We start from the raw sequence: 14,583 nt of genomic DNA, 5'->3' as shown, positions 1-14,583 counted from the left end.
CTGGTCAGAAGTCGATGGTGCCCTGCACACCGCTGGGCTGCCTGATGATGCTGCGCGATCACCACGGGTCGCTGTCGGGCATGGATGCGGTTGTCATCGGTCGTTCGAACATCGTGGGCAAGCCGATGGCGCAGCTGCTGCTGGGGGACAGCTGCACCGTGACCATCGCGCATTCGCGCACCAAAGATCTGCCGGATGTGGTCCGCCGCGCCGATATCGTCGTGGCCGCTGTTGGCCGCCCCGAAATGGTGCCTGGCGACTGGATCAAGGAAGGCGCCACCGTGATCGACGTGGGCATCAACCGCATCGAACGCGATGGCAAGACCAAGCTGGTCGGCGACGTCGACTATGCCAGCGCCGCCGAACGCGCCGGCGCCATCACCCCGGTCCCCGGCGGCGTCGGCCCCATGACCATCGCCTGCCTGCTGGCCAACACCCTCACCGCCTGCTGCCGCGCAAACAAACTCCCCGAACCAGAAGGCCTGACCGCGTGAGCCTCCCTGCCGCCTCTCAAACCGGCGGCAGCCTAACTGCCTGCACCAACGCGCAACATTACTGGCGTTTTGCGGGCCGTGCCGCGCGTATGGTGATCGTGTCCATTGGTCATTCGGCGTCGAATGCCGCGCGCGCCCGCGCGTTGGTAGCCCGCGCGGCACAAACCGGCATGGCGTTGGATCAGCAATTCTGGGGCAAGGATATGTCGCAGGATAAGTGCCAAACTCAGGTCAAGAAATTGAACGAAGCGGCAGATGTCTATGCTGTCTTGTTACTGCCTGACGCGCCGACGCATATCGATGTTCTAAGATTGCGCGGTGAGTTGCAGGGGTACAAAGACCTCATTCGCCCGGGCGCATGGCATCACCCCGGACCAGTCCGACCAGGCGAAATTGATTGCTTACTGAACAGTGCGACTATGGCGCATCAGTCCCATGGAATTGCGATGGGGCTAAAAGATGCTCAGATCGCGAGATAACCAATCCCAGAAAATGCAATGATGCATCCAAGCCATTGTGATGTTGACATTCTCTCTCGCAGGATTGCCCAGGCCAATACAACCGTCAACAATCCGAAGATCGATGCGGCAACGGACGCGTATTGGGCGTTTGGCAATCCTCCGGCGGACATCACGCACAGAAGTGCCACCGCATCGAGCGCGCCCATCAGGCACAAGAGGGGTAGGGCCCGCGTGGCTGGCCAAAGCGATTTGCGGGATGCAAGGGCGATTACAGCCAGTGCAGGGATCGCGGTTAGTCGAGCGATCAGAGAAACGGTGAATTCATTGCCCAGTTCGGCTGCAAATTGTCCCAAAGCGAATGTCGCAGCAAACCCGGTTGCAGCAAGAATGGAGAAGGCAATTGTCGGTCCGGCTGCAGGATATTTCGCACCGTCATCCTGGGATCGTGCTGAGACAATGGACACGCCGACACCAATGGCAATGATCGCCAGCCAATGCCATATGCTGACTTCGGAGCCGCGCCAAATTGCAAGGGTGACTGACAAAACGGGATAGCTGGCGACAAGCGGAGCGACCAGACGTACAGGACCGCGCTGAAACGCAGCATACATGCTGAGGCCAGCCAGCAGGTAAAATCCGCCCGACGCAACCGCATAGGACACTGCCTCGATGGGCATGGGGGCAAACCCGGACCAAATCGCCACGAGTCCGAACTGAAGCACGGCCCCGGCAACCAGCACGGCCATCAACGCGGCGATGACGCTCACGGACTGACTGACATATCGCACGGCAAGATCGTGAAAGCCCCAACATAATGCGGCCAGCAGACCCAGTACAAGGGCGCTCATCCGGTCGCCTCATGTATCTGGTCATGCCCACACTTTACGTGCCCATCTTGCGATATCAACCGCGCCAACATGTCACTGGTGATAAACTTATTTTCCTGTTATGCAATAACTATTGACGGCTACAACTCGGGAAAGAGACGTATGTCATCTGCGTTGGATCAAATCGGCGGTGAAGATCGGCTTCGGGCTCTGGTCGAACGGTTCTACGACCGAATGGAGACCGATCCGGCCGTACATTCATTGCACAGGTTGCATTTTCGCGGACACGGGTTGTCTCATACGAGACAGGCACAGTTTGAATTTCTGAGCGGGTTCCTGGGCGGTCGGGCCTATTATCGTGAGCGATTTGGTCATATGGACCTGCGAGAAATTCATGCGCATGTGCCGATACGCGAGGCTGATGCCGAGCTTTGGCTGGATACGTTTGACGCGGCGTTGGCGGATTGCGGAATGGACGGTCCGGTGGTGGACAAAATGCGCAAAACTCTGCGCCGTGCCGCGTTGATGCTGGTCAACGATGTCCTAGACTGGAGAGTCGAAGCCGACAGCGGAAAGAACCTCGAGGTTCATGGCTGATCAGATCTGTCGCAGTCTGGCGTAGATGCTGGACGTGATCTTGAATTGTTCCTCGGAAATATGGTCGCTCTCGGAGATCATCTCCTGCACCGCATCTGCGCATCCAAGCCAATCCACAGCGCATTGATGATTAGCCGGATCGGTCATCCACGATTGGATCGTGCCCTGAACAAGTTCGGGGTGAAACTGCACGCCCCAAGCGCGATCTGAGACCCGCAAAGCCTGTACAGCGCAAGCATCAAATCGCGCCAGAACCGATGAGTTGGGCGGTAGGTCAATGGCCTCAACCCCATGCCATTGTAGCACCCGGAATTGATCGGGTAGGGGCTCGAATAGCGGATCACTGCGCGTGTTGTCAGTCAGATTGATGGAAAGCACACCGATCTCAGGCTTCTGCATAGCTGCACATTTCCCTCCTAACGCATCAACCAGAAGTTGGTGGCCTAGACATATCCCAAAGTAAGGACGCTTGATGTCTTGAATCCAGGTCCTGATCGCTTGTTTTTCGGGCACGAGCCACGGGTGCGCCTCGGTTTCCCAGACGTCCATCGGGCCGCCCAGAACCAGAAGCAAATCAAAATCGTCGAGTTGCGGGATTGGTTGGCCATCATACAGATGGACGACTTTGGCCGTATCACCGCATGATGAAATGTGCTCCAGAAACGCTCGGGCGTTTTCGCCCGACGAATGCTGGAGAATCAGAGCATTCATTAGGCACGGGCCTCCATCCGAGCGTCAGTATTGGGGCGGCAGTGGTCTGCAGCCCCAAAGTTTCTTAGATATCGAGCGTGTGGTCCTTTTCCCAGCGAGAGAAATGGCTGACGAACGAGTTCCACTCCTGATGCTTCATCTTCAGAAACGCGCTTGAGAATTCCTGACCCATCATAGCTTTTAACTCAGTATCGTTGTCGTATTCGCGCAACCCGTCGAGCATGTTCAACGGCAATTTGGGGGCGTCGGTGACGGTGTGGCCTTCGGCATACATGTCAATGTCCCAGCGACGCCCTGGATCGGCCTTGGAGCGGATGCCGGACAGACCTGCGGCGATGATGACCGCCTGTAGCAGATAGGGGTTGGTTGCGCCATCGGCCAGACGCAGTTCGAACCGGCCCGGACCGGGCACCCGCACCATGTGGGTGCGGTTGTTGCCGGTCCAGGTCACGGTATTGGGGGCCCAGGTTGCGCCCGACATGGTTCGCGGTGCGTTGATGCGCTTGTAGCTGTTCACCGTCGGGTTGGTGATTGCCGCCAGCGCGCTGGCATGTTTCATGATACCGCCCAGGAAATACTTGCCCTGTTCGCCAAGTCCCACCTCGCCGGTCGGACCGTCGCCTTCACCGGCAAAGACGTTGGTTTTGGCGTTCGCTCCGGGTGCATCCCAGACCGAGATATGAGCATGGCAGCCATTGCCGGTCAGCCCTTCGACAGGCTTGGGCATGAAGGTGGCGCGGAACCCATGCTTTTCGGCCACGGATTTGGTCATGAACTTGAAGAACGAATGTTTGTCGGCGGTGCGCAGAACATCGTCAAATTCCCAATTCATCTCGAACTGGCCGTTGGCGTCCTCGTGGTCGTTCTGGTACGGCCCCCAGCCGAGATCAAGCATGTAATCGCAGATCTCACGCACCACATCATAGCGGCGCATCACCGCCTGTTGGTCATAACAGGGCTTCTCAGCCGTATCGAATGGATCACTGATCTGCTCGCCATCGGGGGTCAGCAGGAAGAATTCAGCCTCGATACCGGTTTTGACATGCATCCCCATCTCGGCAGCCTCGCCAATCAGGCGTCGCAGAACATTGCGCGGGGCCTGGGCGACGTCCTTGCCTTCCATCACGCAGTTGCCCGCGACCCATGCCACCTCTGGCTTCCATGGCAGCTGGATCACCGATGACGGGTCCGGCACCGCCAGCATGTCAGGATGCGCGGGGGTCATATCCAGCCAGGTGGCAAACCCGGCAAAACCAGCGCCATCTTCCTGCATCTCGGCAATGGCTTGCGCTGGCACCAGTTTGGCCCGCTGTCCACCAAACAGATCGGTGAACGAGATCATGAAGTATTTAACGCCTTTTTCTTTTGCGAAAGCTGCGAGATCTGTCGTCACGATTGCTTTCCTTTCCCTGTTGAATTTTCGGTTTTCAAAGCAAGAACGCGGTCCCCATTCAGGAGGCCGCGCCGCATCTGTTCAGAACCCTTCCTTGCCCGGGTACCAACTGGTTCCCGCTAAGGGCACCCGCGCCATCGCGGCGGCCTCCATGGTCAGGGCACACAGGTCCTCCGGCTCGAGGTTGTGCAGGTGGTTGTGACCGCAGGCGCGCGCAATGGTCTGCGCCTCTAACGTCATGACCTTCAGGTAGTTGCGCAGCCTGCGACCCGCTTCGATGGGGTTCAAGCGCGCGGCAAGCTCTGGGTCCTGTGTGGTGATGCCAGCGGGGTCACGCCCTTCGTGCCAGTCATCATAGGCCCCTGTGGTCGTGCCCAGTTTCTGATACTCGGATTCCCATTTGGGATCGTTGTCGCCAAGGGCTACCAGCGCGGCGGTGCCAATGGCGACGGCATCGGCCCCAAGCGCCAATGCTTTGGCCACATCGGCACCTGTTCGTATGCCACCCGAAATGACCAACTGAACTTCACGATGTACTCCCAGATCCTGCAACGCCTGCACAGCGGGGCGGATACAAGCCAGCGTGGGCAGCCCCACATGCTCGATGAAAACGTCTTGCGTCGCGGCAGTGCCGCCCTGCATGCCGTCCATCACCACCACATCGGCCCCTGCCTTCACTGCCAGCGCGGTGTCATAATAGGGGCGGGTCGCGCCAACCTTGACGTAGATGGGCACCTGCCAGCCGGTAATCTCGCGCAGCTCGAGGATCTTGATCTCAAGATCATCAGGCCCGGTCCAGTCCGGATGGCGACAGGCTGAACGCTGGTCGATGCCTTTGGGCAGGGTCCGCATTTCGGCCACACGGTCGCTGATCTTCTGACCCAGAAGCATCCCGCCACCGCCGGGTTTAGCGCCTTGCCCGACCACGACTTCAATCGCATCCGCCTTACGCAAATCATTCGGGTTCATGCCGTAGCGCGAGGGCAGATACTGGTAGACCAGCTTGGATGAATGACCCCGTTCTTCCGGGGTCATGCCACCATCACCGGTTGTGGTCGACGTGCCCGCAGCGGATGCGCCACGGCCCAAAGCCTCTTTGGCGGGACCAGACAGCGCGCCGAAACTCATACCCGCGATGGTGATCGGAATGTCCAGTTTGATCGGCTTTTTCGCAAAGCGCGTGCCCAGCGTTACCGAGGTATCGCAGCGTTCGCGATATCCTTCCAGCGGATAGCGCGAGATGGATGCGCCCAAAAACAGCAGATCGTCGAAATGAGGGACCCTGCGCTTGGCGCCACCTCCTCGAATATCATAGATGCCTGTCGCGGCTGCGCGTCGGATCTCGGCATTGATGGGGTTGGAGAACGTCGCCGACTGGATCGGCAGGGTGCGGGGGATCTGATCGTCCATATCTTTCATACCCTTCTTCCTCAGTATGCGGCGGCGTTGTCGATGTCGAAATTGTACAGCTGCCGTGCCGAGCCGTAGCGTTTGAACTCTTCCGGTTTGGCATCACAGCCCGCCCGGTCCAGCAGGTCTTTCAGTATCTCCAGATGTTCGGGACGCATTTCCTTCTCGATACAATCGGCACCAAGACTTTTGACCGAGCCACGCACGAACAGCCGCGCCTCGTAGAGTGAATCACCCAGCGCATCGCCTGCGTTTCCGCAGACCACCAGGTTTCCGGCTTGCGCCATGAAGGCGGACATGTGGCCGATATTGCCGTGCACGACGATGTCGATGCCTTTCATCGAAATGCCGCAGCGCGAGCTTGCATTGCCCTTGATCACCAGCAATCCGCCATGGCCGGTCGCGCCGGCATATTGGCTGGCGTCACCATCAACGATGACCTGGCCGGACATCATGTTCTCTGCAACACCCGGCCCGACGGACCCTTCGACCTTGATAGTTGCCTGCTGGTTCATCCCCGCACAGTAGTACCCGGTCGATCCCTTGACCGTCACCTCGATCGGCGCATCCAGCCCAACGGCAATCGCGTGGCTGCCCTTGGGATTTACAATTTCCCAACGGGTCTGGTTGGTCTCAGAATTTTGCGCCTGCAAGCAAGAGTTCAACCCGCGCAGCCCGTCTGCCTCTAGATCATAGGTCTGCATATCAGGCGGCCTTTTCGTGGGTTGTGGGGCTGTCGTTGTGCGACCAGAAATAAACGGTGGACGGTTCAGGTTCCCAAACTCGGGCATCTTCGATGCCGGGCAGGTTCACCAGGGCGCGATACTCGCTGCCAAAAGCCACATACTGATCGGTTTCAGCCATCACGGCTGGTTTGCACGCGATCGGATCACGCACGACGCCAAAGCCGTCCTTGGTTCCCACGACAAAAGTGAAGAAACCGTCCAGATCATCAATGCTGGATTCCAGAGCCTCGCCCAAGGTGGCACCATTCATCATCTTCCAGGTCAGGTAGGCTGCGCCAACTTCGGTGTCGTTCTCTGTCTGGATCGTTACACCCGCGCGGCGCAGCTTGCGGCGCAACGAGTTGTGGTTGGACAGCGACCCGTTATGGACCAGACATTGGTCGGACCCGGTATTGAACGGGTGGGCTCCCATTGTGGTCACCGCGGATTCCGTCGCCATGCGGGTGTGTCCGATGCCGTGCGTGCCGCTCATTCCGCTGAGGTTAAAACGCTCGGCAACATCCTTCGGTAGGCCGACTTCCTTGTAGATTTCAAGGGTGTCGCCACGGCTCATCACCCGGACCGACGGGCGGATTTCGGCCAGCACGGCGCGTGCAGCTTCGAACTGACCGGCAGGAACTTCCAAAACGGCATGTGTGTCGTTGTTTCTTTGACCAACGGATGTGCCCAGGCTTTTGCCCAACTCGTCCGCAAGGTCGACAAAATCGGTTTCGGGGTTGGGGGACTGAACCGTAATCTTGGTTTTACCCGCCGATTCTGCGCCATAAATCGCAATACCGGCACTGTCGGGGCCACGATCTGTCATCGTGATCAGCATGTCTGTCAGCATATTGCCCAGTTGAGGAGCAAGGGACTGATCTTTGAGGAATAATCCAACAATTCCGCACATGGCTGGCAGATCTCCTTGTGTGTTTCGTTATGATTCGACGGTACCAATTATTCTGCAGGATATCAATAACGGTAGGAAAGTTTTTTTCCTGTCAGGCAATGGACGCATCCATTGATCTTGCGCCCATTGCCGGTTCTCAAAACCGGATCAATAACGATCCAGCTGTGCTTTTACTCTGTCTTCGTCTCCTGCGTGGCGGGCTTTTTCAAGATGCTCGCCCTCGCGGACAAATTGGATACGGTGCCAGCCGATCCAGAAGACGACGCCGATGATGACCATCAGAATTTCGTACCCCTGGAAGGGATAGACCGGGCCGACTTCGGCAAGATCAACGGCCCAACTTGTATATCCGATTGTAGACATAACGTTCTCCTCTATTTCGCGGCTGCGCCACGGGCGGCCAGCTCTTCTTTGTCAGCCGCGATGATCGCTGCTTTGGCATCTTCGTAGGCATGGTGTTCGGCGTAATCGAGGCCCTGAAGCTCAACCTCTTCCGGTATGCGAAGAACACCGGCAGCCGCTTGCAACTTGGCCACGATCCAACCGGGCATGAAACCCAGCACAAAGAACATTATGACTGCACCGGTGACCTGTCCGACCGGATTGATCGTCGCATATCCTTCGTAAGGCGAAGACGGGACACCCCACAGGACAAACCCAGCAATGATGAGGCCAATGACACCTGAGTACCCGTGCACTGCAACCGCCCCGACAGCATCATCCAGCTTGAACCGGCGTTCGACCCAGTAGTGCAGCTTGTAGACAATCACGACACCGATCGCGCCGATGATCATCGCCTGGATCGGGTGGTACAGGTCATTCCCTGCGGATGCGGTGATAACACCGGCCAGCCCGCCCGAGAACGTCCAGAAGGCATCGCCTTTTGAAACCACATACGCCGCCATCAACCCACCAGACAGAGACATCAGGAAATTGAAGGTAATCGCCGAGAGAGTCGTCGGAGCCAGATAGATGTTTGTTGCCGTCCAGGTCACGCCAGTGATCTGCCCGTCAATCGCCTCGGGAGAGATCACCGGAACGTTACAGGCAGCGTAGAAACCCCAGAAACCGGTGTAGATCAGGAAAATCCCGATCGTCAGCATCCACGGATTGTGAGGTGGAATATCCCGAGGAGTTCCGTCCTTAGCAAACTTGCCAAGGCGTGGACCCAGAACCATGATCACACCAAGCGCATACCCCCCGGCGATCGCGTGAATAACGCCGGATGCATAGGCATCATGATACCCCAGAACACGCACCATCCAGCCGGCATAGTGCCAACCCCATGCGGCATCGATGATCCAAAAGACCGACCCGATCAGCACCGCATGTACCCAAAGGGCCGAAGATCTGATCCGCTCGATCACCGAGCCGGAAACGATCGAGGCCGCGGTCCACGAAAACAGCAGGAATGCGGCCCAGAAGACCCCTGTGATTCTGTCGCCAAGGTTGGTGGCCATTGTGTCGGCCCAAGGCAGATTCGCGGCACCCGCTTCTGCATCCAGACCGCCCCAGAACGGAAAGTTCGGAAAGGCCCAATAGATCCACCATCCGAAGAAGAAGAACGTGACCGTCACCAGCGGGATGATCATGATGTTTTTCATCAATGTGTGCATGTGGTTACGCGCTCGGCTGGCGCCGACCTCGTACATGCAAAAGCCCACATGGATGAGGAACATGAAGACGACCGTTACCCAGTAATAAAACTCGGTAAAGACCGTTGTGAGTGCGTTTAGATTACCATCCACTTCGTAGTCTCCCTGTTGTTGCAGCAGGAGGTCCGCCCGCGCAGAATTTCCTGCTGGGAATATTTATCTACTCAGAGGACATTTTCATTTGCGACCTGTCAATAGATATGTGGGGCAAACACCTTTTAGGCCTGTCCGTGACTTGCGCTTTGATGCATCAAAAACGGACCTAAGCATATGATAAATAATTAACAAATTTCGCTCTCAGGGATGTTTCCAGGGTGCAAAAATTGCAGGCAAATATTCCCAACAGGAAAAAATTCTGCACTCAGGTGTTGATTTTCAATCCAACATCGGCCTCAATGTGGCCAACAAAAACGATCAACGGGAGACCTGAACCATGGCCATTCTTTGGAGGACGTCGGCCCTTGCGCAGCGCCATGCCGAGATCGGCGGCGAGCTTGAGGACTGGAACGGAATGGGGACCGCTTGGTTCTATGACCACAGCCCTGAACGTGCCAAAGCGGACTACGAAGCCATCCGCACCAAAGCTGGTCTTATGGATGTGTCCGGTCTGAAAAAGGTTCATGTGGTTGGCGAGGATGCCGCTTACGTGATTGACCGTGTTACCACTCGTAACGTGGAAAAGATCATGCCGGGCCGATCGACCTATGCCTCGATCCTGAATGCTGAAGGCAAGTTTGTTGATGACTGCATCATCTATCGTCTGTCGGTGAACACGTGGTTGGTGGTGCATGGCACCGGAACAGGTATGGAGCAGCTGACATCCGTGGCGGCAGGCAAGAACTGCTCGGTCATTTTTGACGACGACATGCACGATATGTCGCTGCAAGGGCCGGTCGCTGTTGATTTCCTGGCCAAGCATATCCCCGGCATTCGTGACCTTGCGTATTTCGGTATCATGCAGACCAAGCTTTATGGCTGCCCGGTGATGGTTTCGCGGACCGGGTATACCGGTGAGCGCGGGTACGAGATTTTTTGTCAGGCCAAACACGCTGTGCACCTGTGGGACAGCATTCTGGCTGACGGCAAGGACATGGGCATCGTACCGGTCCAGTTCTCGACGCTCGATTTGCTGCGCACCGAAAGCTACCTGCTGTTTTATCCCGGGGACAACTCGGAAACCTATCCATTCGATGACGAAACCTGCGGCGATACCCTGTGGGAACTGGGTCTGGAATTCACAGTTTCACCGGGCAAGACCGGATTTATCGGCGCCGAGAACCACTATGCATCGCAGGGCAAGGAACGGTTCAAGATCTATGGTGTCAAACTGGAAGGCACCACCCCGGCGGATGAGGGGGCTGACCTGCTGCAGAACGGCCAAAAGGTTGGTGTTGTCACCTTCGGCATGTATTCCGAAATCAATGGGCACAATGTAGGTATCGCGCGGATGCCGGTCGCCTGTGCCTCGCCCGGAACCAAACTGACAGTGCGCAACGGCGACGGGACAGAAATAGCGGCGACTGCGGAAGAGATGCCGTTCTACGATCAGGACAAATCGATCAGAACCGCAAAGGGCTGAATACCAGAGGGCGCAACGGACATATCGTGGCGCCCTTTTCCTGTTTGAGGGCACAATGTCAAAGTTCGAATTTCCCAAGTCAATCGCAAGCCGCCCGGTCTGGGGCACGCTAGAGGTTCGCCCGGGCGAACATCACCTCATGATCGCCGAGGCCGAAGGGGCCGAAGCCATCCTTGACATAGCGACACCCGATCTGATGGCTAAAACCCATTTGATCTATATCCCAAAAGGCACGGATTTCTCGGAAAAGCTGCAGGCGCTTAATCCTGCGCAATTCTATGAAGGTCCATCTTATGCAGCCGCGCTGCATCGTATTCGCCGCGTGTTAGAGGACGCGCATATGGGGTTGCAGGTCTATCTGACCGGCACAGAGGGCATGATGGGTCAGGCTATGAATGAAGTGGTGGCCGTTGGCTTGCCACATACCGCGATCCAGACCGAACATCGCGGCTCGACTGCGCGCCGGATGCAATGTGTGCATTGCAAGGGTGTCACCGAAGATGTCGAGGTCGATCCCTTTGTTTGTTCGCACTGTGGTTTAAACCTGTTCGTGCGCGATCACTATTCCCGCCGACTTGCCGCCTATCAGGGTGTCCGCGTTGATGCCGAGGACCATGGTAACGTGCCCGAGCCGAAGGGGATCTACGAATGAGTGGCGCAGAGAAAATTCAGGTCAAAGTTACCGAAATCACCCCGCTGAACGAATTGGTGACGCGATTCCGGTTCGAACGCGTTGATGGTGGTCAGTTGCCGACCTTTTCGGGCGGAGCGCATACTGTTGTCGAAATGCAGGACGGTGGTACCACGCGGCTTAACCCGTATTCCCTGATGTCCGACCCGTTTGATCAGTCGTCTTATACCATCTCGGTCCGGCGCGATGATCAGGGCAGGGGTGGTTCGTTGTTCATGCACCGCAAGGTAAAGCTGGGTGATGAAATGACCATCAGTTATCCGGTCAACCTGTTCTCGCTTGACTTGCGCGCCCGCAAGCACCTGTTTCTGGCCGGTGGCATTGGCATCACGCCCTTTCTGGCGCAGATCAAGCAACTCGAACTGCTGCACGGGCACTGGGAACTGCATTACGCTTGTCGAAACACGGCATTGGCGTCTTATGCCGAGCAACTGACAGACAGGCATCCGAATGAAACCCATCTGTATTACGACGACCAAAACCAGCAGATTGATCTGAAAAACCTGCTGAGCGGGCAACCCTTGGGTACACATGTATATGTCTGCGGTCCCAAGGGCATGATTGATTGGGTGCGCAACACCGCGGCTGCCGAAGGCTGGCCCGAGGATTGCGTCCATTACGAAGAGTTTCTGGCCCCGCGACCCGGCAAACCGTTCGAAGTGCGGTTGGCCACATCGGACAAAGTTATTCATGTGGGCGAGAATGAAAGCCTGCTGGAGGCGATCGAACGTGAAGGCGTGGATGCACCGTATCTGTGCCGCGGCGGGGCTTGTGGCCAATGCGAAACCGTTGTGCTGGATCATGATGGCAATTTCGTTCACCGCGACCACTGGCTGACCGACGAAGAAAAGGCAGCGGGCAAGAAAATCATGCCTTGCGTATCGCGTTTCGAGGGCAAGTCCCTTGTGCTGGACCGCTAAGAGGAGGCCCAACATGACCATTCAATTCAACGACGAGTCCTTCCGCGACGACTATACGTTCCACAATTCGGAATGGGCGATCAAACGCTTTCCGTTCCCGTTTCACGAAGACAGCTATATGTATTCGGTCAACATGGAGCAGCACCGGGGAGGGCCCGAGGGTTCGGTCTATGAGATGCGGTTCGATGTAGACGAACACTATGTATCCGAGATGAAAGACCGGGCCATCGTTCTGGACCAGGACCCTCTGCGCTGTCAGTCACTGCCGCACATGACCTTGGCGGGCTGGGACCTGCTCGAGCTGATCATGGTCAGCAAGTCAGAGGATTATCCAGACCTGTTCGAATTGCACCGTAACGGCAATCAGTGGCGTTGGATCAACAAGCCGCTGGGCATTGATCACAGTTTCACCTTCATGGACGAAACCACTCTGCCATACGGTCCGATGGAATACATCACGCGCCAGGCGCAGGGCGATTTCGCGGTGCTGGATCAGCGGGACGAGATGTTGTGGATGGACGCCGGGATGGTAACGACCCAAGCCGACTGGAGCCTGGATTTCGACATCGGTATGAACTTTTTCGAATGGCATGCACCAGTTCCGAAAGCCCATGAGATGGGAATTTTCAAACGCGCGCTGAAATTCCTGTTGAACATTCAACAAGGGGCTCCGGCGCGGCGTCTGAACTGGACGATGACTGTGAACCCGTTGCTGGATACCAGCCCGGAAAACTATCATAAATGGGGTATCCAGAAGACAACTTTGACGCCTGAGAACATTGCTCACAAGCAGCACTTGCGGGTCGAGTTGCAAACCTTCTTTCGGTTGCCGCGGTCAAACGCTCTGGTGTTCCCGATCCGATGTTATCTGTGCAGTTTTCAGGATCTCATGACTGTACCGAAATGGGGTCGTCGCCTGCATCGTGTTATCCGCGATCTCCCGGTTGAGTTGGCCACTTACAAGGGGTTTATCGACAACCGTCCAATGATGCTGGATTACCTCAGCCAATTTGACGACGGACTGACAACCTCGCCCGGTGTATGGCCCGATCTGGAAACGGAACCGCCTTTGTCAAAGTAAACGGATATCGCGGCGGTCATGGCTGGTCCGGACAAGACAATTTGGCAGGTACTCAGCAACGACTCTGCTTTGTATGACGTTCTAGCCTTACTGCGTTCTTCATTCCGATACATGGACGGGCGGATCGACCCGCCGTCCTCTGTGCATCGGCTGACCGTGAAGGGTATGCAGGCACATTGTCATGCCGGGGGTGAGATTTGGGCTATTGGCCGTCCGCTTATTGGCTGCATATTCCTTATGCCAAAGTCTGGTAGACTGTATCTGGGAAAGCTGGCGGTGCACGAGCAGATGCGCGGGCAGGGCCTCTGCTCAGCGATGGTACACCATGCCGCGCGTCGGGCCACGGCCCTTGAGTTGTCTGATCTTGAGTTGGAAACCCGTGTTGAACTCACCGAGAATCATCGCGTGTTTTCACGCCTTGATTTCACGATCGTAAGCACGGGATCGCACGAAGGTTACGACAAACCCACTGATTTCCTGATGCGCAAGCCGGTCAATTTGTCTGCGGATAGCTGATCACTGAAATGTATCTTGCCGGCAGGCTGACCAGTTTCTCTGGTCCATGCGGGGCATCCGCGTCAAAGAATAAGGTATCGCCAGGTTTTAATGGATAGTTCTTATCTCCGTGGCGATAATCAACTTCGCCCTCCAACATGTAAATTGTTTCAATCCCACCGTGCTGGAACGTCGGAAAGACATCGGATTCCGCGGTAAGCGTGATCAAATACGGCTCGACAATCACACCTGACCCGTTGGCGCCGATATGACCCAACAGATTGTATTGATGATTGGCGCGGGTTCCTTCGCGCTCAAGCTCTACACCCTCGCCTGCTTTTGTGTGAACGGCTTCCCGGCGTTCCTCGAACTGTCGGAAGAAACTGGTCAGGGGAACTGAAAGTGCGTCGGCGAGTAATTGCAGCGTCGTCAGAGAGGGCGACGTGTTGCCGTTCTCGATCTTCGACAACATGCCGATCGACAATCCTGTCAGTTGGGCCAGTTCAGCGACGGTGATGTTTTGCTGTTTGCGAAAGGCTCGGACCTCGCGGCCGATCGCTACTTCGAGCACCTTTTCACGTTCGCTCGTTCGAACGGAATGCGGATCCTGAGTCAGATTTCCCACCATTTCTGT

At 56.6% G+C, this 14,583-nt stretch carries 16 protein-coding genes and 1 pseudogene; 8 read left to right on the top strand and 9 right to left on the bottom strand.

The features are described from left to right. Positions 1-494 (top strand): annotated as a pseudogene (locus tag AC2FND_RS17085) (bifunctional methylenetetrahydrofolate dehydrogenase/methenyltetrahydrofolate cyclohydrolase); the annotation flags it as partial. Further along, the gene (locus AC2FND_RS17080) at positions 491-973 is read left to right on the top strand and encodes a hypothetical protein (RefSeq protein ID WP_496771043.1); all 483 of its coding nucleotides are present in this window, start codon (positions 491-493) and stop codon (positions 971-973) included. The pseudogene AC2FND_RS17085 and the gene AC2FND_RS17080, both read left to right, overlap by 4 nt. On the opposite strand, the gene AC2FND_RS17075 is transcribed toward AC2FND_RS17080, so the two are convergent. Then, complete coding sequence (locus AC2FND_RS17075) at positions 958-1,803, bottom strand: EamA family transporter (RefSeq protein WP_496771042.1); 846 nt, start codon at positions 1,801-1,803, stop codon at positions 958-960. The genes AC2FND_RS17080 and AC2FND_RS17075 overlap by 16 nt on opposite strands. 141 nt (positions 1,804-1,944) lie before the next feature. Between AC2FND_RS17075 and AC2FND_RS17070 the strand changes: the two genes are divergently transcribed. Next, a complete protein-coding gene (locus tag AC2FND_RS17070) occupies positions 1,945-2,379 on the top strand; it encodes a group II truncated hemoglobin (protein ID WP_496771041.1) in 435 nt (144 codons plus the stop codon). Here the strand turns inward: AC2FND_RS17070 and AC2FND_RS17065 are convergent, their stop codons facing one another. The 7 genes from AC2FND_RS17065 to AC2FND_RS17035 form a co-directional block, all read right to left on the bottom strand. Continuing rightward, entirely contained in the window at positions 2,380-3,090 is a 711-nt protein-coding gene (locus AC2FND_RS17065; protein WP_496771040.1) for a type 1 glutamine amidotransferase, read from the bottom strand. It abuts the gene before it with no gap. Between the two features lie 64 nt (positions 3,091-3,154). Then, entirely contained in the window at positions 3,155-4,483 is a 1,329-nt protein-coding gene (gene glnT, locus AC2FND_RS17060) for a type III glutamate--ammonia ligase (RefSeq protein WP_496771039.1), read from the bottom strand. Positions 4,484-4,564: 81 nt separating this feature from the next. After that, positions 4,565-5,893, bottom strand: coding sequence for an FMN-binding glutamate synthase family protein (locus tag AC2FND_RS17055; RefSeq protein WP_496771044.1), 1,329 nt, complete (start codon positions 5,891-5,893; stop codon positions 4,565-4,567). A 20-nt stretch (positions 5,894-5,913) separates the two neighbouring features. Continuing rightward, positions 5,914-6,597: a protein GlxC gene (locus tag AC2FND_RS17050; protein WP_480483614.1), complete on the bottom strand. Its 684-nt coding sequence runs from the start codon at positions 6,595-6,597 to the stop codon at positions 5,914-5,916. A gap of 1 nt (position 6,598) precedes the next feature. Then, on the bottom strand, positions 6,599-7,528 hold the full coding sequence (locus AC2FND_RS17045; RefSeq protein ID WP_496771038.1) for a class II glutamine amidotransferase: 930 nt from the start codon (positions 7,526-7,528) through the stop codon (positions 6,599-6,601). 147 nt (positions 7,529-7,675) lie between these two features. Then, positions 7,676-7,891, bottom strand: a complete 216-nt coding sequence (locus tag AC2FND_RS17040) for a hypothetical protein (RefSeq protein WP_480483612.1) — start codon at positions 7,889-7,891, stop codon at positions 7,676-7,678. A gap of 11 nt (positions 7,892-7,902) precedes the next feature. Next, positions 7,903-9,276, bottom strand: a complete 1,374-nt coding sequence (locus AC2FND_RS17035; protein WP_480483611.1) for an ammonium transporter — start codon at positions 9,274-9,276, stop codon at positions 7,903-7,905. A 340-nt stretch (positions 9,277-9,616) separates the two neighbouring features. On the opposite strand from AC2FND_RS17035, the gene AC2FND_RS17030 reads away from it, so the two are divergent. From AC2FND_RS17030 to AC2FND_RS17010, 5 genes are read left to right on the top strand one after another with little or no spacing between them, the layout of a single operon-like run. Next, entirely contained in the window at positions 9,617-10,762 is a 1,146-nt protein-coding gene (locus tag AC2FND_RS17030; protein WP_496771037.1) for an aminomethyl transferase family protein, read from the top strand. A gap of 55 nt (positions 10,763-10,817) precedes the next feature. Beyond that, positions 10,818-11,414, top strand: coding sequence for a dimethylamine monooxygenase subunit DmmA family protein (locus AC2FND_RS17025; RefSeq protein ID WP_496771036.1), 597 nt, complete (start codon positions 10,818-10,820; stop codon positions 11,412-11,414). Further along, entirely contained in the window at positions 11,411-12,373 is a 963-nt protein-coding gene (locus tag AC2FND_RS17020; protein WP_496771035.1) for a PDR/VanB family oxidoreductase, read from the top strand. Before AC2FND_RS17025 ends, AC2FND_RS17020 begins: the two co-directional genes overlap by 4 nt. 13 nt (positions 12,374-12,386) lie before the next feature. Then, positions 12,387-13,454 (top strand): heme-dependent oxidative N-demethylase family protein, encoded by a 1,068-nt coding sequence (locus AC2FND_RS17015; RefSeq protein ID WP_496771034.1) that lies wholly within the window; start codon positions 12,387-12,389, stop codon positions 13,452-13,454. A gap of 18 nt (positions 13,455-13,472) precedes the next feature. Beyond that, a complete protein-coding gene (locus AC2FND_RS17010) occupies positions 13,473-13,970 on the top strand; it encodes a GNAT family N-acetyltransferase (RefSeq protein ID WP_496771033.1) in 498 nt (165 codons plus the stop codon). Here the strand turns inward: AC2FND_RS17010 and AC2FND_RS17005 are convergent. Next, positions 13,948-14,577, bottom strand: coding sequence for a helix-turn-helix domain-containing protein (locus AC2FND_RS17005; RefSeq protein ID WP_480473340.1), 630 nt, complete (start codon positions 14,575-14,577; stop codon positions 13,948-13,950). The two genes, AC2FND_RS17010 and AC2FND_RS17005, sit on opposite strands and share 23 nt — an antisense overlap. Between the last annotated feature and the right edge of the window lie 6 nt (positions 14,578-14,583).

Source organism: Ruegeria sp. BHSB056 (assembly GCF_059613305.1).
Note: the sequence above shows the minus strand (reverse complement) of the source record. Positions and strands in the feature narration are given on the sequence as shown.

Bases quoted from the DNA above. Each gene is read 5' to 3' on its own strand.
- AC2FND_RS17075 (WP_496771042.1), bottom strand. From the start codon at position 1,803: ATGAGCGCCCTTGTACTGGGTCTGCTGGCCGCATTATGTTGGGGCTTT.
- AC2FND_RS17070 (WP_496771041.1), top strand. From the start codon at position 1,945: ATGTCATCTGCGTTGGATCAAATCGGCGGTGAAGATCGGCTTCGGGCT.
- AC2FND_RS17065 (WP_496771040.1), bottom strand. From the start codon at position 3,090: ATGAATGCTCTGATTCTCCAGCATTCGTCGGGCGAAAACGCCCGAGCG.
- AC2FND_RS17055 (WP_496771044.1), bottom strand. From the start codon at position 5,893: ATGGACGATCAGATCCCCCGCACCCTGCCGATCCAGTCGGCGACGTTC.
- AC2FND_RS17050 (WP_480483614.1), bottom strand. From the start codon at position 6,597: ATGCAGACCTATGATCTAGAGGCAGACGGGCTGCGCGGGTTGAACTCT.
- AC2FND_RS17045 (WP_496771038.1), bottom strand. From the start codon at position 7,528: ATGTGCGGAATTGTTGGATTATTCCTCAAAGATCAGTCCCTTGCTCCT.
- AC2FND_RS17040 (WP_480483612.1), bottom strand. From the start codon at position 7,891: ATGTCTACAATCGGATATACAAGTTGGGCCGTTGATCTTGCCGAAGTC.
- AC2FND_RS17030 (WP_496771037.1), top strand. From the start codon at position 9,617: ATGGCCATTCTTTGGAGGACGTCGGCCCTTGCGCAGCGCCATGCCGAG.
- AC2FND_RS17025 (WP_496771036.1), top strand. From the start codon at position 10,818: ATGTCAAAGTTCGAATTTCCCAAGTCAATCGCAAGCCGCCCGGTCTGG.
- AC2FND_RS17020 (WP_496771035.1), top strand. From the start codon at position 11,411: ATGAGTGGCGCAGAGAAAATTCAGGTCAAAGTTACCGAAATCACCCCG.
- AC2FND_RS17015 (WP_496771034.1), top strand. From the start codon at position 12,387: ATGACCATTCAATTCAACGACGAGTCCTTCCGCGACGACTATACGTTC.
- AC2FND_RS17010 (WP_496771033.1), top strand. From the start codon at position 13,473: ATGGCTGGTCCGGACAAGACAATTTGGCAGGTACTCAGCAACGACTCT.
- AC2FND_RS17005 (WP_480473340.1), bottom strand. From the start codon at position 14,577: ATGGTGGGAAATCTGACTCAGGATCCGCATTCCGTTCGAACGAGCGAA.